At 35.3% G+C, this 20,911-nt stretch carries 11 protein-coding genes; all 11 read right to left on the bottom strand.

All coding sequences use genetic code 11. The features are described 5' to 3' along the window. Positions 1–36: 36 nt before the first annotated feature. The 11 genes from OMO38_RS17155 to OMO38_RS17105 all read right to left on the bottom strand — a co-directional run bounded on the left by OMO38_RS17155 (position 37) and on the right by OMO38_RS17105 (position 20,641). The gene (locus tag OMO38_RS17155) at positions 37–2,880 is read right to left on the bottom strand and encodes a DUF11 domain-containing protein (RefSeq protein ID WP_264751412.1); all 2,844 of its coding nucleotides are present in this window, start codon (positions 2,878–2,880) and stop codon (positions 37–39) included. A gap of 2,070 nt (positions 2,881–4,950) precedes the next feature. After that, on the bottom strand, positions 4,951–5,598 hold the full coding sequence (locus OMO38_RS17150; RefSeq protein ID WP_264751411.1) for a response regulator: 648 nt from the start codon (positions 5,596–5,598) through the stop codon (positions 4,951–4,953). Next, positions 5,595–6,242, bottom strand: coding sequence for a sensor histidine kinase (locus tag OMO38_RS17145; RefSeq protein WP_264751410.1), 648 nt, complete (start codon positions 6,240–6,242; stop codon positions 5,595–5,597). The genes OMO38_RS17150 and OMO38_RS17145 overlap by 4 nt, the downstream gene beginning before the upstream one ends. 138 nt (positions 6,243–6,380) lie before the next feature. After that, positions 6,381–9,137 carry a PAS domain-containing hybrid sensor histidine kinase/response regulator gene (locus OMO38_RS17140; RefSeq protein ID WP_264751409.1) on the bottom strand — a complete coding sequence of 919 codons (2,757 nt, stop codon included), beginning with the start codon at positions 9,135–9,137 and terminating at the stop codon, positions 6,381–6,383. A gap of 24 nt (positions 9,138–9,161) precedes the next feature. After that, positions 9,162–10,589, bottom strand: coding sequence for a hypothetical protein (locus tag OMO38_RS17135; RefSeq protein ID WP_264751408.1), 1,428 nt, complete (start codon positions 10,587–10,589; stop codon positions 9,162–9,164). A 16-nt stretch (positions 10,590–10,605) separates the two neighbouring features. After that, positions 10,606–13,410 carry a hypothetical protein gene (locus tag OMO38_RS17130; protein ID WP_264751407.1) on the bottom strand — a complete coding sequence of 935 codons (2,805 nt, stop codon included), beginning with the start codon at positions 13,408–13,410 and terminating at the stop codon, positions 10,606–10,608. 9 nt (positions 13,411–13,419) lie between these two features. Next, positions 13,420–14,220: a COG1470 family protein gene (locus tag OMO38_RS17125; protein ID WP_264751406.1), complete on the bottom strand. Its 801-nt coding sequence runs from the start codon at positions 14,218–14,220 to the stop codon at positions 13,420–13,422. Positions 14,221–14,302: 82 nt separating this feature from the next. After that, positions 14,303–14,848: a peptidoglycan-binding protein LysM gene (locus OMO38_RS17120; protein ID WP_264751405.1), complete on the bottom strand. Its 546-nt coding sequence runs from the start codon at positions 14,846–14,848 to the stop codon at positions 14,303–14,305. Positions 14,849–15,048: 200 nt separating this feature from the next. Next, entirely contained in the window at positions 15,049–15,594 is a 546-nt protein-coding gene (locus OMO38_RS17115) for a peptidoglycan-binding protein LysM (RefSeq protein ID WP_264751404.1), read from the bottom strand. A 184-nt stretch (positions 15,595–15,778) separates the two neighbouring features. Further along, on the bottom strand, positions 15,779–16,321 hold the full coding sequence (locus tag OMO38_RS17110) for a peptidoglycan-binding protein LysM (RefSeq protein ID WP_264751403.1): 543 nt from the start codon (positions 16,319–16,321) through the stop codon (positions 15,779–15,781). Positions 16,322–16,732: 411 nt separating this feature from the next. Continuing rightward, positions 16,733–20,641 (bottom strand): response regulator, encoded by a 3,909-nt coding sequence (locus OMO38_RS17105; protein WP_264751402.1) that lies wholly within the window; start codon positions 20,639–20,641, stop codon positions 16,733–16,735. Between the last annotated feature and the right edge of the window lie 270 nt (positions 20,642–20,911).

Genomic DNA, 20,911 nt, shown 5'->3' with positions numbered 1-20,911 from the left:
AGTCATTTGACACACGTTTTCTAAAGTACTTAATTTTTACGGGCAAGCTGGTGTTGAGAAACATGTCCATCCCGTGTTAGCAGGTGTTACAGTATCAACCATGTAAATCTTGAGACATTTCGCAGTGGTATCATAGACCATCATCCCATCTATAGGTGTAGTTATTGCGGACAGTCCAGATGTAGGAACTCTAGTGATTACAAAACCTTTTGTATTGGATTCCAAAACAGTGTGCGCTCCCTTTCTAACCATCGGCCAGTTGTCGTTAGTAGTTCCCGCTCTATTTAAAAGAGTGATGCCATGCTGAGCTGAGATTCCTGCAGATGTAGTATTTGGAAGACTGTAACACACACATGCTACAGAATTCAGCCCATACCCGCGGCCAGAGACATTGGTCGTACCAACAATGTTTTGATTTATGATTATTGTATTACCCGACGACGCATTCCATGGAACAGTATTGATTGTATTTCCGTTAAATAGTTCCAACGGGAAAAGAGCTCCGCCTGCAACTTTACTCCCAAACAAAGAGACTGCTCCTGTGTTACTGATAACAACTCTGATGAGCGGTGCAACAGCATTACCTGAATAGTTCATGATAGAGGGTGTATTTATTTCATACTGATCGCCGTCTGCGAAACGGACATTAATACCTTGTGCGGTAACGCCTGACTGAAATTCAATTTCTGAGCCCGCAATATTAACACCATTCACATTCAAATTAAAAGAATTATCCAACGAGAAAATATCCAGTACAAACCCATTATTGGTTGACGGCTGTACAAATGTTTTAGAAACGCCTCCACTTACAGCAAAATTCTCACCAGCGACCTGCTCTGTACACTGTGCTGCTGCTGCTGCATACGTAAATGAAATATTTCTGATATTATTACAATTTCCACCTAAGCCATTATTGGTGCATTCAGTCTGTACATCTGTCGGCATCTGTGAAGGGTTGGGATTTGTTGCATCTGGATCTGTAACATCATTGGTACGTAAAATACCTGCACGGAAATTTTGAATTCCCGCATTAAGATTACTGGTTACAAGTAATGTGACAGTGTATCCGATCTCGCATCCTGTAGGAAGATCAATATTTGAAGAATAGGTTCTTGTGGTTGAATTATAGGTCACTGCAGTTGATTGATTTCCGCAACCTTTACCATCAAAAACTATCGATTGCGGCGTAAAACCGATTGGATGAACAAAAGTAAACTTTGATCCAGTGACTGAACTTGGTCCGTCATTTTTGGCTTTTACAAAAAAAGTAAGCACATCTCCGGGAATAACGGCCGTCTTATTAGCCGTAAACTGAGAAATCTTTAGATCAGCAATCCGTGATACAATGGGTAAAGCAAGTATTTCCATGGGCCCTTTAACAAATGCCCAAGTGTCCATTGATTTCTGGTCCCCAAATTGTCCACCAGTACCCGTAGCATTTAATCCCCAATTGTGACCGTTTGTATTACTGTTAACTCCTGTACTGTTTATGGGCGGAAGATGCGAATTATTTTTTGGAAGAGAATTGCTCCCGTTGGAAACATTCGGAATATCAATATCATTCCAGTAGACCATACTGGATTCAACTTGAGAAAGATCATTTTTATTCAAGAGGTCAATGATAGTACCGTTCTGATTATATTCCATATCGATGTATGGAAAGTGAACCTCCGCCCCTTGTAATTGAACTGATATCTCTGCTTGATGTGTACCTGCTGGCAAAGATTGGCCGGCACCATCTTTTCCATCCCATAGTATACTGTTGGCGTTTTGATTGGCAAAACCTGTCAGAACCGTTTGAGAAAATGCTGCGGGAGTCGCGCTGCTCTTAATAAGAATCGTATATTTTGCAGGTCTGTTGGAATTAAAATTAATATATCCTCCTTTAGAACTGATCTGTCCCTGAGTGCCTTCCACTCCCTGTGAACTAACCTGCGTTACAACAGGCACAATAGGTACGATTTTTAGCCAGGTACTTCCTCCTGGAACAGCACCTATGCTGGATTGAGGAAGATTGGGATCAGGAAGTGTATAGAAAATTTTATGCGTAATTTGTTGTGTTGTTGGCGTGATAATATCTGCAGCCATAGGATTATGTACATCTGTCGCTGACAGATTGGTAACAGTGAGACTTTTGTAAATTGATTTTAACTGTGCATCTCTGAACCCATTATTATTAATGAAAAATGAGAAATAAAGTCCATTATTTCCATTATTGTTTATTCTATATGTGAAACCATCATCCGTTAAACCGTATACTATCCCTCTGAATCCGTTGGTATTCGGATTGCCGGTTCCATTCGACAGATTAAGAAGAGTCGTATATACACGACCCTGAATAAATGCAGTATTTGTATTATTAATCACAGAAATATCCCACGCAAAAATTCCTGCCGTACTACCTTGTGTCCAATTGGCATCCGCCAAAATGGTAGCACTGGGCTCGGAAGGACCTCTTGCCAAAAATTCAACCCGATAAATACCATCCCCACCAGCTGGAACGGTATAGTAAATGGGAGTGTACTTTGTCGTACTATTTTCTCCGAAAAGCTTAGGGCCATTTTTCTCCTGTTCCCTGCTTGCTATCTGGCCAGCAATTGTAGCATCATTCACGATAAGAGTTCCGGTTGGATTGTACAACTTTATAGCGGAACTTGTTGTATCAAGTTGAGCACTTGAAGCGAGCGTAATACGTTCGCCTTGTTTTGCATATACATAATGGGTTCCATTGGTAGGAAAAGGCCACCTTTCCGTATCTGCCGTGAGGCTGCATCTCAGATATGCGCGATATCCTAACTTTCCGTTGGGATAGAGGTCTTTTGACCCGTCAGCAAACAATAGATTGTTGCTCAGTAACAGAAGTGTTACACTTAACAACATCTTGAAACATAATTGTAGTTTCAATGATAATAAATTTGTCATGAATAAGATTGATTGATAATATCTTTTTATGTCAGACCTTTTTAGCAAGGTATGTCAATATATAAATCCTATTAAAGTATGTTTGTGCTGGTGAAAAAATACTAAGAGATACCTGCATAGCTTCAACTTATTAGTACACGATAAAATGCCAACTGTGTTTTAAAGGAAACAAAGAAAGGTTAATGCTGTATTGCGTTATATCATTTAATAATTTCGAGCTGCAAAAATAAGAAATTTGACAATAAATATAAATCCGTATTTAATGTTATTAATCATAATTTAATATGCTAAAATATTATTATAAGTATATAGATTATTTTTAAGGATATTACTGGTAATGCATCTTGAACTATATCAATCAAAAATATATAATGAAAAAAATCAAAGAATAATAAGAACGATACTTGACTACTGCCAAAAAACGGTTGGCCCTTTTTCGTGTGTGGACATTTTTAATTGCTGGAATTTCGAGAAACTGTTTAGAATTTTAGTAAAAATGTGTATAAATAACTGCTGTTCCTAGGGTGCAGAATTAGCGGTAAATAAGCCAGGATTAGCTGAAGCAGTTGCTAGCAGAGAGATGAAATTTTATCAGCTTTATGATTTTGCGAGACTGTAGGAAGTGAAATATATTAATCTTTCTAACAGGTTCAAAGAAAATATTGCCCCGTATTATTATACAGAACTGGTACTCATTAGACCAAGTATATAGTGAAAAAATATTGTTAAATCTATCTATTGAAAAAATACATTCTACGTACCGAATCTGATTTTTTTAGTAACAGTCTAACATGACTTCCAACTAATTTCTAATTCTAATATTTTAAAAATATAAATACCAGTCTGATTAGTTGATTTAGACAAATCTATAACTCTCTCTTTGAGGAGGGACCAATCGCAAAAATCCGGGCCACTTTCCTGGCAATAGATTTAGAGTGTATATGGGGAAATAAAAATTCCCTACCGTAATAGCCGTTGAATAGTCTCTCTTCAATTTCCATTAAATCAGACCGTCTTTTTCTTTCTGGCAAATTTAAGAGATAACATCATCAGTTTCATCAGTAAAATTCTGTTGGTATCAAAATGGTTCTCAGATTTATGATTTTTCAAAGATTGTTAGAATTTTTTTTTTTCAATCCTGGAGCACACTTTAGCTTGAAAAAATTTGTTGCGCAGCCAAATAAAACTACATCTCAGAAATGTCTTCAGATTCCTTCTTAGATTTATTTTTTATTTTATTTATAACCAGTCGTGTTAAGATCCCGCTTATGCTGCCAACCAGGATACTCGCTAAAATCTGTACATTCTGAGAAATAGTAAAACGTTCAGGCATTGTAGGGATTTGGTGTTCATTTAATATTTTAGAGGACAAAATTACAAAAACAGTAAATACATTCACTCATACAAAATGCATTTATTAATATTAAAATTATACATCTACTTTCATTATATTCTGCAAACATTAAAACAACTATGGAAATAGGTAAGTATATCTTGTCATAAAGAAAGATGATCTATAGACTTTTAAAATTTTCCCTGTATAGAATGTTAAGTATACTGAATTCTGTGATTGGGATTATCAGTTCTTCTGATCATATAATAGTGGGTCGGTGAACTGATTTATCCATCTTTCCGAGTGTTTAACGAAATTGCTGTTGACCAAATTATTAGTGCAGTAAAATACTTTTCAATCCTCTTTCGGTTTCTTGAACAAAACCCAGAAGTCACGAGTTTTTCGCCACAGCTTTTAATGAAAATATTGAAATCTCCGAAAAAGTTTTTGAGTAAAATAAATATTTGTTATTTATTTACTCTGGTTACTTTTAGTTTTTACAGAACGGACACTATTCAAATTCACTGCGGGGCCTTTTATATATTTGAGCAATAAGAGAGCAACTTCTGAATTCAGAATGTGCTGGGATTATGAATGCAAACCTATTACAATCCCTTCTTAGTGACGGCCAGGTGCGTTTTGTTGAAAGATTATCCGATTTCTCGGAATGTTAAAAAGCGGATGATAGCAAATATCTACTGATTGTACAACCTTAATATTTCTACCAATTCTGGTATGGAACGAATTTTAAGCTTCTCAAATAGTCTATTTTTATATGTACTGATCGTAGATGAATGAAGATTAAACTGATTGGAAATTTCTTTAAGGGGCAGGCCTTCTGCAAGCTTTGTGGCAATCTGCAGTTCGCGATCAGAGAGTGTTTCAAAAGGAGATTTTTTTGCAGAACCACTTAATGACTCTAAAAGCATCGCTTCTTTAACATTGTCACTGATATATCGGCCTTTTGTGAGCATAGATTTCAAAGCCTGCTCAATCACTTCAGTGGAACTTTGCTTGCTTAGATAACCGCCAGCACCCATCTTTAGATAACGCATCCCATACACCTCTTCATCTTGTGAAGAAAATATAAGAATTTTTAAATCAGGTTTGTGAATTTTTATATAATCTATCGCTTCCTGAACGGTGCCATTAGGCATATTAACATCCATAATAGCAAGATCCAATTCATCTTTCAGAATCATTTTGTACAAGGACTTATAATCCTCTACTTCTATGATTATCGCTTCCGGCTTGAGTCGTTTAATCGTTTGAATCAAACCCATTCTAACGATACCATGATCATCTGCTACAATAATACGAACATTTAATTTTAAAGCATTCATTCATTAAATTTAGGTAAAAATAGGGAAACGGTAGTTCCTTTTTCAGAAGATATAATATCGATGGTTCCCTGCATCAAGGATATAAAATTTTTTACAATTTTCAAACTTAATCCGACACCTTTTTCTCCGGCCGTGCCATTGAAAATCGGATTGTCATAGCTATATATTGTTGATAAATATTTTTGATCGATTCCCGTTCCTAAATCAATCACAGAAAGTATGACCTTATCACTTGATATAGCCTGCTGTAAATAAATTTCTTGACCAGGAAACGAGTATTTTATTGCATTGTTAAAAATTTTGTCTAAAACAAATTCTAACAGCAGACGATCTGTTGTAAGACTTCCACTTTGATCTCCATTGAAAAAAAAATTAATATTTTTTTCTTTTAATGCTTTCGCGTATTTCTCTTCTAATTGTCTAAATAGATCCATAACCTTGATCCTCACAGGCTTAATCTTAAAATCGCCATATTGTGTTTTTAACCAGACTGTGCTATCCTGAACAGTTCGCAGGTTTTTCTCTGCATCACTTTTAACATGTGGCAACAACTTATAAAAATCTTCTACACTGATCGTCTTTTGGTCCAGCGCTTCTATAATCCACAGAAAATTTCCAAACATTTCTTTTGAGTCGTGAGACATTATTGAGATCAGTCCATTTTTGAAATTGATTTCATTTTCGAGCTTTTGTATTCTTATCTGCAGTTCTTTGACAAGATCGTCCATCTTATAAGTATATTAATTTTTTCGTGAATATTTTAAATCTAATTATTTGATTTACTAATTGTCTACTTCTTTACCAAACCATTTCCTGATCATATCTGAAAGAGTTTGTTTCAATAAAGGTTTAGTTAGGAAATCCGACATGCCTGCCTTCAAGCATTTTTCCTTTTCGCCTAGAAGACTGCCTGCCGTTAATGCAATGATAGGAATTTCAATATTTGTTTCCAAAGCTCTTATCTTTCGCGTTGCCTCAATTCCTGTGAGCTGCGGCATTTGGATATCCATTAAAATAAGATCTGGACTTTTTTTCTGGTATTGTTCAACCGCTTCTACTCCATCTTTAGCCTCTATTATTAGAGCCTGCGGAAGAATATCCTTTAAATAGGTTTTTGTAAGAAGCAAATTAACTATATTATCTTCAGCAATCAAAATTTTTATTTTGTGAATACTGACTTCAGTCTCTACTTCAGTCTCTACATTTTTTATCTGCTCCAGTTTTTTCTTTTCAGAATTCTTTAAAGTAGACAAAATCCGGTACATTTCTTTCATACGAATCGGTTTGATCAGTCGATTTTCTATTTCCAATTCATCACATGCATCCTGTAAATTAGTGTCATCGGAAGAACTATAAAGAACAATATATGGCGTTACATCGGTAGTGCCAGGAATCATATTTCTAATTTTTCTGATAGTTTCAATCCCATCCATGATCGGCATATGATAATCTATAATAATCACATCGTATTCAGCTTTATCCATGATCAAAAGCAATGCTTTTAAGCCACTATCGCATTCTGTTACATCGATATTTTTTCGCTCCAGCATCCTTTTCAGTATTTTGCGATTATTCTCGTTGTCGTCCACTATCAGAACTTTTTTAATACTGCTTAAGTTTAAATCATATTCTTCGTCCTGAGTATCAAACTTCATATCAAAGAAAAAATCGCTTCCTGCACCTTGCTCGCTTTCTACCTGTAAAACACTTTCTAAAAGTGCTAAGATCTGGTTTGAAATTGTGAGTCCCAAACCCGTGCCCCCATATTTTTTGGTGATACTAGTATCTTCCTGTGCAAATGCTTCGAATATTTCAGCCTGTTTTTCCTTGTTGATTCCAATACCTGTATCCCGAACTCCAAACCTAATTCGTTTTTGGCCTTCCCCTAAATTATCTAAAACCCTAACATATAAAACGATCTCTCCCTCTTTAGTAAATTTTAGAGCATTACTCAAAAGATTAACAAAGACCTGCTTTAAGCGCATTGCGTCTGTCAAGATGTATGTTGGAATGGCATCGTCAATATCAATGAGCATTTCCAAATGCTTTTTAGTATTATGATACGAAACAATATTAAAAGCTTCCGAAACTAATTCTTCTATTTCTACCTTATCCAGGTTTAATTGAAGCTTCTGCTTCTCTAATTTTGAGAAATCCAAAATATCGTTAATTATGCTGTACAGGGACACTCCAGATTGGTTTATAATCTCTAAATACTGCCTCTGAGTTTCGTCAAGACTGGTTTCCAGAAGAAGATCCGTAAAACCCATAATTCCATTTAACGGAGTTCTGATCTCGTGACTCATATTGGCAATAAACTCTGATTTTAGTTCATGTGATTTTTCTGCTAACTCTTTTGCTGCTAGAATCTCATTCTCTGTTTTTTTTCTTTCAGTGATGTCGACTGCATTCGCCATTACCTGCAAATTACCATCAATATCTTCGTCCATAGCACTCATAAAATGCCAAACCGCTTTTTTTCCATTTTTCTTACGGATGGTCATTTCGCCAGATGCATGATTTGAAATTCTTATTTCCCTTAGGTAAATTTTAACATTATCATGCTTTTCGGGTATAATGAGATCAAAAAGGTTGAAGCTTAGTAATTCCTCTCTTGTAAAGCCAGACGCCTTTAAGCCTGCATCATTAACATCTAAAAAATTACCTTTTGTATCATGAATGCTTATAATTCCCTGATTTTTTTCAAACAGACCACGATACTTTTGTACACTTCGTCCGAGTGATTCTTTTTTTATGACCATCTCTGTCACATCTGTCCCGATGTTATACGCCAATCCGGATTCCGGTTCATGAACAAAGGTCCATTCTATCCATCTCACTTCTCCGGATTTCATAATGTATCTATTAGTGAAATTAGATGAAGATTTACCTTTCAGTAATAGATCTACCTTCTGAGCCGTACTGTCCCTGTCATCTGGATGAACAGATTCCATAAGAATATTACTTTTTAAATCTTTATCACTGCACCCTAAAATTTTACAAAAGGCAGAATTTATTTTTAAGAATTTACCTTCTGAAGATAAAATACCTAACAGATCGTCGGATGTTTCAAAAAGTACATCATAACTGTTTATCAGCTGCTCCTTTTCTATTATTCTACACCATTTTGACGCCTGATACAAAATCTTATGAACAATGTCGTTCTCTGCGACATCAAGTTCTTTCTTTTCCCTGTCAAACAGATTTAAATGAGCGGATAGATTGTCCTTAAGATCCGGGATGCTATAACTTCTATGAAATGTAAATTCTATGTATTCATATTCATAAACTGAAGTCTCATCATCCTGATTAAAGTAAGGATTCTGATGATAAATATGATTGGGAGAAGCATCACTCGTAGCAAGAACGTAGACTTTGCCATCTGAGGTTATACTCATGGTGCATCGCTCAGTATTAGTCATCTTGGCAGCCGTATACACCAGAAAATCAAAAACATCGGTATATTTTTTTTCCAATACTTTTAATTGATCAAAATCGTGCTGATCCTGAGAATGAATTTTGCTGTTAAAGTGGTCCATAATAAGAGTTTGAAAAAGATATTATTAGATTGCCGTAAAGCTATAATAGACATTGATAGAGTATGTACTATTTTCCTTCCCAACCAAACTTTGGGCATCCGCGGGAGATACAGTATATTTTACGCTCAGCTGGCGGTCCAAAACCGGTGTTCCGTCAAGGAGTATTTTTTGGGGAGTTTTGGATAATGGTGCATTTACTGAACTTCCATCGATACCAATCTGTAATATGTTGGAATTGATGTTGGTCTGGAGGCCGCCTTTTTTGAAATAATTTTCGTCTGATTTTACATACAGTTCAAAACTTTCATTATTGGATAATATAATTTGGTTTGGAATTACTTGTGTCTGACCATTAGCATATAGGCCTGCTGTATTAAAATTGAAGTTTACATTTCGACCGGAACTGGGGATAGTGATTTCTGACCGGGGAAGCACCTTTAACTGAACAGCAGTATTCTGAAGACTATTAATTGAATTATCTGTACTTCTGGCATTAAGGTTCAATTCAAATGTATAAGTTCCGGCTTCAAAAAAATAGTTCTTAAAATCATCTGCAGATACGTAAAGCTCTGGAATGAAACTGCTTCTGTTACCTTCTACGACATTCAAATTACTAGTAGAAAAATTCTGAAAATTTGCTGATAGGGCTTTGGTCGTAAGAGAAGATCCGTTACTGCCCAACTTAATACTGGCTATATTTCTGGATCCTGGAACACCTTTAGAAGACGTGAATTGAACAGTATTGTTAGCAGCCTTAGCCCAAAAATTAAGATCGACCGTATGTGCAATTTCCGTATTTCCTAAATCCCATACTCGTGTACTCGTACTACGATAGTCATTCAAAGAAGAAATTTCTATATATTTTGTTAAAGCGGTTGTGACCCATCGTATAGATGGAGAAATCACTAAAATTGTTTTAAAGTTGCGTGGGGTGAAATCATTGTAATTCTGAGTGATATCCATCGAATAATTTCCTGCTCTAAAGGCATTGGCTGTAAATTGTGAGGCAGGAATTTTAAATGTAAAATTGATATTTCCCCGGCTGAATCCTCCCCCAAAGCTGCTTGACGGCGGTTCAAACCATTTTATTGAACTAGTACTGAAGAACTGAAAACCTGGTAAAGATCCCGAAAGTCCCGTTGATGGCAACTGACCTCCCATACTTTCTAACTGCCAAAGAAGGACAGAACTGGGTAAAGTAAATAATGAAGAAGAGTGAGTGAAAGTTGGTCCGGACGTAGAAGTAAATGTTGGAGCTGTAGGTAGAAATCCAAAAAAGGTATAATCCCAGTTTGTTCGATTAGCATTTGTCATTAACCTTGTAGGTACTGATGTAAATTCAGTCCTGTTAAAAATATTATTTTCTGGAATGGACAGGTACACGTCTTGGGCGTTCATGACTGATGATCCGAACAACATAATAAAAATTTCTACTAAAAAAAAAATCCTCATTTTCATACTTCTAAATTTAAAACTTTTTCACCTTTATGATGGTGTTTTTCTTGGTGTATTCAAAAATCACAATTGTTGAATAACCTTCTTTTGTAACTTGAATAATTTGGCTGGGTTTTGCATAATTGTATTTGTCGTTTTCAATATAGAGTTCGTATTTTCCATCTTTTAGAAAGAACTCAAACTCATCTTTTTGGTTAACCACTGAGGTATAAATCACACCATCTTCGCCTTTTGCATACACGATTATCCCTGTTACATCAGTCTCTAAAACATCGTAGGCTTGTTTAATCTCTGTTAATTTCCCACTTACTCTGATGTTTTTTACCAAGCCTACTTTTCGGTTGATATTGCTTTTAACCATCATAACAGGATCTATCATTAATCGGGCACCCGCACTTTCATTCACCTTCAGTGTGTATATACCTTCTGGCACATTTTGAAAAATTACTTTTCCATTCTTATCCGTCATTGCAACATAATTGTCCAGTTTTACAATTTCATTTGCGAATATCGGTTCGCCCGACTCCAAAAGTCCATTGAAATTTTTATCTTCAAAAAACTGAAACGTCACTTTATGATTTCCAAGAGCCGTAGCTGCGGTGAAATATTTTTTAATTCCCACTCTAAACTGGTAATAACTGCTACTGCTTGCATATTCAGCCGTAGATTTATACCCGGAAACATTAAAATAACCAGTGCTGGACCATGAAGGTGAAATCTTATATTCCAGATTACCGGTGACATTGGTATTTAAATTTTTATAAAGTTCAGAATAGAAACTTCCTGCTGATAAAGATCCAATGAGATTATTATCAAGGATCTGGAAATTGTACGATGCGTATAAATTGTAGTTAATAAAATTTCGATCTACATCGTAGTAAGAATTTAAATCAAAAACATTGTTTGCATTCCATTGGGCTGTACCGTTGAGAGAGAATGATTTATATCTATAAGATAAAGTTGTTTTCAAACTGTTAAACCAATCTGTTCTATTATCCTTTTTTGAGTAAGAATATTCCGCTGTCAAGTTTAATCCGTGGGCACCTAATGTCGTGCTGACGTTAGCCTCTAACCGGTAAGAAAAAAGTTCGTGTGATATCTGGAAATTAGCTGTTTTTTGCTTTTCCACCTTAGGAGAAAACAAAAAATTCCAATTCTTTGCAGAAAACTGATATCCAGTGGCCAACGCTTCCGTACTGTTAAAATAATAGCGCAAATTAGCGGTTGGCTCAGCTTGAATTGTCGTAGTCTGGTAAGTCAAAAACTCAGGATCCACCTGCGAATTCTGATATTGTATAAATGCACGCTGAGAAACAGAAAATTGGCGAGCGATGCGTTGATTTGAGAAAAAAGATCCTCTTTTAATCCCTGCATAACTTTTGGTAGCAAAGGAATTAACAGATTGCAAATCCCATATCCCTATTTTCCCCTCATAATTGGCTCCCATTAAGGCTCCTGCATTTTCATCCTTATTTGAAAGCCCTTTTTCGTGGCTAACACCAACCTCCGTCCTGATTGAATGTTTATCGTTAATTAAAATTGACGATACTGCATTCGCCAGCTGGGTATCTACGTTTAAACGCGGATCATGATCGAAAATATAAGAAACTTTTCCATTAAAAGATTTTGTATTCCCAAATCCATATTTTGCGCCTACAATGGTAGATCCTTGTACTTGTTGGAAATAAGTACCGTAAAGATTATAATTATTTTCCAATGCAAGAACTTCAATCTGCTTATTATTACCAAAATGAGTAGAAAATTTTGCACCTCTTCCGAAAACAGGGTATTCGTAATCATTACTATTAACATTACCTAAACGTAATTTAGCATTTTTTCTCTCTAATTCCAGCCAAGTATCATAGAGATTATAACGGCCGCCGTCAGCAAAGTAATCTGCACCAATATTAAGACGCGATTTCACATTTTCTGTTACCCGAAACGCTGTATTTCCTCTTAATTGAAGATAATTGAAACCGGAGCTGTTTTCATTATAGCTGATTTCCGCAAAATTGCTACCGCTCACTGATTCGGTTTCTCTGGAAATTTGTCTGTTGTTTGATAATATTAATAAGCGTAATGTGTTACTTCCCACGATTTCATTCGTTAACAAGTCTGTGGCGATTGCGTTGATATTAAATTCCGGAAAAAGCGTATTTTGTCTTCTGGCTACAATTTTGATCTCGATTGTTTGTTTTTCTAAACCTTCCAGAGAAATAGTATGCTGTTTTGGAATCATTTCCAAACCGTCAGGAATGGATTGCAAATCAATTTTTACAGTACGTTTACTGTAGCCTTGGTTTTCTATAATCAATAAAATTGAAGATTCTGGCGCAGCAGGATTAATAAAATTTTCGTAAGACTCCGTATAAATTGCGATGTTTTTGTTTTCATCTTTTTTTGCGAAAAATGAGGCACTTTCAGTTTTCGTGTCCGTTGAGGTAATGTAAGAGACCTGGAAGTTAATCTCATTGGATCTTAGTTTCATAAAATCTACGTTGGCGATCAGTTTTACAGGAAGCTTTTTAGACTGAGCAGCGCCTAAAATAAAATTATTGTTAGGGAAGAACAGCAATCCGGGATAATTGTCCTGCGGAATGATATTCTGAACAGTAATCGCTTCAGAACTTTTATTCTCAATAATCAGAAAATTAGTAAACGTAGAATTTTTTTCAACAGCGACTGTATCATTTTCAAAATAGGTTTTGACATCTTTTTTTTCCTGAGCAGCGGCAAACGAGAAGTGCAGAAGAACAAATATAAAAAGTAAGATTGTTCTTCTTAGGATCGATATCGATATATCATTTTGTAGTTTCAAGACTTAATTTTAAAATTTAAAGTTTTTCTCGCCTACCCGCAAATCATTGGACCCTGCCATTTTGATAATAGCAACGCCGAGAAAATTACCTGAAATGTTCTCAGGTAAAGAAAATTGAACGACTTGATTGCTCTCGGGAAGCATGGAGATTGAAATTGCGGGTAATTTAAATTCTTTACCACTGTCTGTGTTAGTCAGTTCGAACTCTACGGTTGCATCATTGATCGTGTTTCCGTCATTATGGATGCTTACTGCTACTTTTCTATTTCCTGCACTCTCACCAGTAACCTCTGCAATATTGGTAATATCCAGGCTTTTTACCTGATTCCCAGATGGTGTGTAAAAAATATGAAGTCCTACCTCAAATAAGGTAATAATACCAATCCCATTTTGCGTACGTGCTTGATCTGCCTGCTGTGGAAGTTGAGTAAAAAACAACATACTGTTTGTAACAGCAGACTTAGATGCATCTTCAGGAATCTGCATGGTTACTACAATCTCTTTTGTACTTTTCGACGGAACTGTTACAGAGTTTTCTAAAGTAGAAACCCAGGCGGCATTGGAAGTTTTTGAACTGCCCGCATCAAGATAAAGTTTATTTCCGTTTTCATCTCTAATCCAATCCTTATAGTTAAGATTAAAAACATAATCTTTGTCCGAGCTATTCTGAAGTGTGACTGTTCGTGTCACTCTTTCTCCGGGATTGCCTGTGAAAAACAGACGTGTAGGCGACATAGAGATACTTTGTGCCAGAATTGAAGAAGTCACTGAAAGGATAAAGAAAAAGAAAAGATAAATAAACTTGCGCATGGTGTCAATTGTTTAAAAATAAAAGATTCCCAAAACTACTGAAAACGTCACTAAAGAACGTTTATAAACTTATAAAATTTCATTATAAAGCGGTTGCAGTATAAGTTACTGTTTGCGTGTAAGTTCCGGCCGGTTTACCTAAAATATCGGCAGAAGATGATTTCGCAGCTGGAATCGTGTAATCCAGATTTAATGTTAATGCACTTCCAAGAGGAGCATTGGTAACTAAAGTTTGATCCGTTGCAGATAAAACGACAGCAGTTTTTGTTCCTCCCATTGTTCCGGCAGATCCAGCAGCTTTAATCGTCAAAACATTTACAGGGATTAGGTTGATTCCATTCATGAAATTGGCACCCCCCGCTTTTACTTTAACGTTAAAGTTCTTCGTTGAAGTCACTTTCAAAGAGTTGGCTTTAGTAATGGTTTGATCAGAGTTATAGTCTGCTGCAGTAGCATAGTTGAAGTCAACTGTATTACCGATTGCTGTACTTCCCGCATCAATAGAGATCACATCGTTCAGGGTAATGTTTACGGTTGTCGTTGCGGTAGTATTTTGAGCCTGAACATTGTTGGTTCCTAAAATGATTGCTCCGATAGTTAAGACTGAGATTGCAATATGTTTTGTCATGATCGTAATATTTAATTTTTATTGTTGTTGAGTTTTCGTCCCTTGAACACTGCAAATCTAAGGCAGTGATAAAAGTTTCTTTGTAGTGGAAAATGTAAATTTATGTAGTAAAATAACTACATGCTTTATTCATGATTTAAATACAAAAGCCATCAACACTTAGAAAGTATGATGGCCTCTTTATATTTGAATTTTTTAACTTACAATGCTGTTGCTGTATAAGTTACTGTCTGTGTATAGGTTCCGGCTGGTTTACCTAAAATATCGGCAGAAGATGATTTCGCTGCTGGAATCGTGTAATCCAGATTCAATGTTAAGGCACTCCCTAGTGGAGCATTGGTAACTAAGGTTTGATCCGTTGCAGATAAAATGACAGCGGTTTTTGTACCTCCCATTGTTCCGGCAGCTGCAGCTGCTTTAATCGTCAAAACATTTACAGGGATTAAGTTGGTTCCATTCATGAAATTAGCGCCCCCTGCTTTTACTTTAACATTGAAATTCTTCGTTGAAGTCACTTTCAAAGAGTTGGCTTTAGTAATCGTTTGATCAGAGTTATAATCTGCTGCAGTAGCATAGTTGAAGTCAACAGTATTACCAATTGCAGTACTTCCCGCATCAATAGAGATCACATCGTTCAGGGTAATGTTTACGGTTGTGGTAGCGGTAGTATTTTGAGCTTTAGCGTTGTTAGTTCCTAGTATGAATGTTCCGAAAGTTAAGGCTGCGATTACGATATGTTTTGTCATGATCGTAATATTTAATTTTTATTTAGCTGTTCTCTTTTGAACACTGCAAATCTACACCGTCCATAAAGTATTCTTTGTAGTGAAAAATGGAAGTTATTGTAGTATAATAACTACATGCATAGTTCAACAAAAAGCCCTCAACATTTGAATGCTGAGGGCTTTTTATAAATTGCTATTCGATTAATTATAAAGCGGTTGCAGTATAAGTTACTGTTTGCGTGTAAGTTCCTTTGGGTTTTCCTAAAAGGACTTTTGATGCTTTTTCTGCAGAAATAGAATATGCAATATTTAGGGATTGTTTTGCACCCGAACTTGCGTTACTCACCAAAAGCTGATCTATTGTAGATAAAGTCACCTCATTCATAGTTCCCATCAAGCTCCCTCCCGAAATTGCTTTAACCTGTAACACATCTACAGGGATAATGTTTGCGCCACTTACAAAATTTGCACCCTCAGATTTAACTTTCACATCGAAATTTTTAGAGGAATTGATGACTAAACTATTTGGTACTGTGATATTTTTTGAGGAATTATAATCTGCCGTATTTGCATAATTAAAATCTATTGCGCCTCCCGAAACAGCAGTTCCAACATCAATTGAAATGACATCTGCCAAAATAATGTTAACTGACAAACTTGCATGCTCAGAATTTTGTGCTGATACCCAATTGCTTCCTAAAGAGATTAATCCCAAAGACAACGCAGCGATAGCGATTTGTTTTTTCATAACAGAATATTAATGTGACTGAAATAGATGGTGTATGAAGATTAATTATACAATTAAAATTCATTTAAATCAAATTTAAGACCATTATTTGACTTGACCAAAACCTTGGTTTGATTTTATCAAATAATTATTAGTACGATATTTGCAGTCATTTTAATCCCGATGAGGTAATTATTACTACAATTTTTCACTCTTAAATTTTTATAGATTGTCGATAAAATCCAGATCATTAAAATTTTGTAATAAAAATAAACCGTTAATTGTACGATCAACGTCGTTTCCTTGAATGTAATCAATATCTTCTATTACTTATGCGGGTTACAATAGCTTCGTGTCCTTTTTTAATAATTTATGCTTAATTGAGAATCAGTATGTCATCTTCAGCGATCAGAGATAACATAACTCTTGATTTTATTTTATTAATTTTTTTATTATATCTAATCCGATGGATATCTCTACATCTACTTCTTTTGCCATGTCTGAAAAATCAATAGTATCATCAGCTTTTTCCTCCCATTTTAATGCACAATCTGAAAGTCTGAAAAGACCGGCAGTTCCCGCTGTGCCTTTAAGTTTATGAAGAATCATTTTCACTGCTACCGCATCCTTAACCGGTGCTGCACTAATAATATTCTCCCTTGTTTGGATGAGCTCTTTTATAACAATGTCTAAAAATATTTTTTTGAAATCTTCATCATCACCTATATGCTCTCTAAGAATATCCATACTCATGTATTTTTCGGTCACGATTTCAACTTTGACATCAAGATCTAGGTTTTGTTTAATGGATATATATTTTTTGAGCATTTCCGAAAGATCAGCCTGACGTAAAGGCTTTGGCAGAAAGTCATTCATTCCAGATTCCAGACATTTCTCTTTTTCTCCCAATACATTTCCTGCCGTCACCCCAATAATGGGTACATTTTTATAACCTGACAAAAGGCGAATCTTCTGCGTAGCTTCAAAACCATTCATCACTGGCATCTGTACATCCATAAGAATTATGGAAAAATCTTTTTTCTTACACTCTTCCAATGCCTCTAAACCATTTACTGCTTCTGTAAGATGCACATCGGGCGTCAGTGACTTAAGCATCCGATTATTAAGAACCATATTTACGGGATTATCATCTACTAAAAGAACTTCTAACTTTTTCGCAAAAGATAAATGATGTGTTTCCAAATGATCACGAGTAACAACTTCCGTCACATTACTTTGTGTAACATGTTTAAGTGTCCTATAAAGATCATCAGATTTAATAGGCTTTAAAAGAAAATAGGAGTCATCTTCCTTACGGAAAGAATTAATGACATCATGTTCTTCCGAAGAAGTATGAAGAATTACTAATGGTGAGGTTTCATTTTTTTCATTAAATAGCTTTCTGATCTTAGTGATTGTTTCCAAACCAGAAATTACCGGCATATGATAGTCCATCAGTATCACATCGAAGCGTTCACCTCGAAGCAAAATCTGTAATGCTTCCATACCATTGGAGGCTAAGGTAGATTCGATATTTTTATAGGTAAGCATATGCTGTAGAATGATTCTGTTTGCTTCATTATCATCCACCACTAGGACTTTTTTGATAGTTAGATCATTATACTCATCAAATGTTGATTTTTCATATGGTATTTCGATATCGAAGAAAAACAGGGAACCTTTTTCAGGTGTGCTGATCAATGACAAATGACTTCCCATATAACCCAGAATATTGTTTGAGATCGTGAGACCAAGCCCTGTCCCGCCATAGCGTTTACTGATAGAGCTGTTTTCCTGAGTAAAAGCATCAAAAATATGTTTCTGCTTTTCCGCTGGTATACCTATACCCGTGTCCCTAACAGAAAATCGCAGAACAATATTCTGATCATCTACACGAAGTGTTTCCACCTTAAGTTCAATCTCTCCTTTTTCTGTAAATTTTACGGCGTTACCTAGAAGGTTGATAAGAATTTGCTTTAATCTTACCTCATCAAGCAACAGAGTTTTTGGAAGTCCTGGTTCTATATTTAATAGAAGTTCAATATTTTTTTTCTGAGACTGATATAGAATAACATTTATCACCTGGCTCACCATGTCATAAACATTACTTTTATCTACTAAAAGTTCCATTTTACCGGATTCTATTTTAGAAAAATCAAGAATGTCATTAATAATGTTCAGAAGATTTTCTCCAGATTCATTAATATAATTAAGATATTGCGCCTGAAGATCATTAAGAGGAGTTCTCAAAAGAAGATCTGAAAAACCAATCACTCCATTTAGAGGAGTACGGATCTCATGGCTCATATTGGCAAGAAACTCTGATTTTGCTTTGCTTGCAATATCAGCCATTTTTTTTGCATTTTTAAGTTCTTCATTAATCTTTACAGCTGTGGTAATATCTTGTACTGAGACAATAACCCCTCCGATTTCATTATCCGAGAGATACCAAGGTCCGACTTTAAGGTCTAAATGCTGAATTTCTTTTTTACCATCAATATGAATTGCAAAATCTTCATTGATATAGGTCTTTCCCTGCAAAGCAGCGTGATAAATTTCTTTTCGTTCGACAGGAATATTTGGTGATACTTTAAAAAGATTCTTTCCAATGATATCGTACTCATTCATTTTGAATTGATCTTTCCATTTGCTGCTAACAGAAATATAATTGAGATCTTTATCAAACATTGCAACAGAAACAGGTACATACGTTACAAAAGATTGCATCATTGCTTCTTTTTTTGCAATATCAAGAAACATTTTCTTAAAAATATCAATATCCTGAATGATACCGAAAACCCTTATACAATGGTCATCTTCAAATTCCGGAATTGCTTTTACCCTTACCCAAATTGTAACTCCATCATTACGAAGAAGCTGAAATTCATCATCGTACGGAATTCCTTTCGTTATCGCTCTGTTAAATAAGAATTTAACTCTTTCTCTGCTATCTTCTGTATAAAAACCAATGGCATTTTCTAAATCAGGTACATAGTCGTTACTAATTTTATGAATTTCTTTAGTACTTTGCGACCAGTATAAGGTATTTTTCTTCAAGTTTACTTCCCAGCCGCCTACTTGTGCTACAGAACTTGTCTGTTCAAGCATTTTTTTTGTACGAATGAGGTCTTTTTCCAAGGTCATTCGTTCCGTGACGTTTAGGGCAGTGCTAATTATATAAGGCCTTCCCTCCTCGTCTGTTTCAATAAGGTTGTGATACATCCATACTTGCTCGTCTCCATTTTTCGCCTTTAGAATCATGGTTCCAAAGTCCTCCTTATTTGTTTTAATGCGATCAAGATATTCTCTTAAAGCGGGCCAATTATTTTCTGGAACAAGGTCTCTAAGGTTTAGATCTCTCACCTCATCAGCTGAATATTGTAACATCTCTCTTCCTTTTTCATTTACCGCAAGAATGTTGCCTTCCACATCATGCATACTCATCAAACCGATTGCATTTTCAAAGAAACTCCTGAAACGCCGCTCCGAGCTCTCTAATTGACGTTTTTCTTCAGTCTGTTTAGTGATATTGGTTCCGAAACAGAAAATTTCAGAAAGTTCCTGATTTGATTTAAAAGTCCAATCTACAATGATTGAACTGCCATCTTCACTATCTTTAGACGATGTAAAAGATATTTCTTCGCCACTCTTGATAACATCTTTCAACTTTGATAGGTCTTTATTTGCTTCACCGAAAATATCGGAAAAATCAAGTCCTATTGCCTCCACTTTTTTCAATGACAAAATTTTCTCAACTACTTTATTGAGATCTTTAAACCTCAAATCGTCATCCAAAACGCAGATTAAATTATTAGATATATTGAAGATCTGTTGAAAATACTCTCCATAAATTGTTTTTCTTTTCGCTGTCAAAAGTTTAGAAATAACCTCTGAAAGTTTTTTGAGAGCAGTAATCTGACTGTCTGTTATTACTCTGGGTTTATAATCAATCAAACAGATTGTTCCTAGTGCAAAACGTTCATCATCAAAAAATGGTATTCCTATATAGAATCGTATTCCTCCTTCTATTACCAATGGATTTTTCCAGGATCTTTCATCTAAAAGCGTATCATTAATAATGACAATTTCTCCATTGGCGATTGAATATTGACAAATGGTATTCTCACGCTTTACAGAATCGATTTCTAAACCTACACAACTTTGAACAGCCTGAGTCTCACTTTCCATAATCGAAATAATTGAAGCAGGACAATCAGCTATCAGACATGCAGTTTCTGCAAAAACATCGAATTGAGGATCTTTACCCAAATTTAGAAGATCAAAAAATTCTAATTTTTTCAATCTATCTATCTCATTATCAGGAATAATATAATTTAACATAATAAAGAAAAAGTTGTTTCAAAAGTAAACAATTATTAGAATTTATTCGCCACTCGAGCAAAATTCATTAAAAAACTATCGAGCAATAGTTTTAAAACGTATTATCAGGTTAATGACATCAATACAAGTAAACAACTAATAAAATTTGAATTTTCCAATTTTTATAAGTCAAAACTAAGTTCAAATGAAAGAGCTTGATAAACATTAATTTCAGAAAATGTTCAGAATGAGTATAGTCTGGAATCTAAGGTAATACTGGTTTTATATATA

The sequence above is a fragment of the Chryseobacterium kimseyorum genome, from assembly GCF_025971945.1.
Classification (GTDB): domain Bacteria; phylum Bacteroidota; class Bacteroidia; order Flavobacteriales; family Weeksellaceae; genus Chryseobacterium; species Chryseobacterium kimseyorum.
The sequence above is the reverse complement of the archived record's forward strand: the minus strand, read 5'-3'. Positions and strand labels throughout refer to the sequence as shown.

Bases quoted from the DNA above. Each gene is read 5' to 3' on its own strand.
- OMO38_RS17155 (WP_264751412.1), bottom strand. From the start codon at position 2,880: ATGTTGTTAAGTGTAACACTTCTGTTACTGAGCAACAATCTATTGTTT.
- OMO38_RS17150 (WP_264751411.1), bottom strand. From the start codon at position 5,598: ATGAATGCTTTAAAATTAAATGTTCGTATTATTGTAGCAGATGATCAT.
- OMO38_RS17145 (WP_264751410.1), bottom strand. From the start codon at position 6,242: ATGTCTCACGACTCAAAAGAAATGTTTGGAAATTTTCTGTGGATTATA.
- OMO38_RS17140 (WP_264751409.1), bottom strand. From the start codon at position 9,137: ATGGACCACTTTAACAGCAAAATTCATTCTCAGGATCAGCACGATTTT.
- OMO38_RS17135 (WP_264751408.1), bottom strand. From the start codon at position 10,589: ATGAGGATTTTTTTTTTAGTAGAAATTTTTATTATGTTGTTCGGATCA.
- OMO38_RS17125 (WP_264751406.1), bottom strand. From the start codon at position 14,220: ATGCGCAAGTTTATTTATCTTTTCTTTTTCTTTATCCTTTCAGTGACT.
- OMO38_RS17120 (WP_264751405.1), bottom strand. From the start codon at position 14,848: ATGACAAAACATATTGCAATCTCAGTCTTAACTATCGGAGCAATCATT.
- OMO38_RS17115 (WP_264751404.1), bottom strand. From the start codon at position 15,594: ATGACAAAACATATCGTAATCGCAGCCTTAACTTTCGGAACATTCATA.
- OMO38_RS17110 (WP_264751403.1), bottom strand. From the start codon at position 16,321: ATGAAAAAACAAATCGCTATCGCTGCGTTGTCTTTGGGATTAATCTCT.
- OMO38_RS17105 (WP_264751402.1), bottom strand. From the start codon at position 20,641: ATGTTAAATTATATTATTCCTGATAATGAGATAGATAGATTGAAAAAA.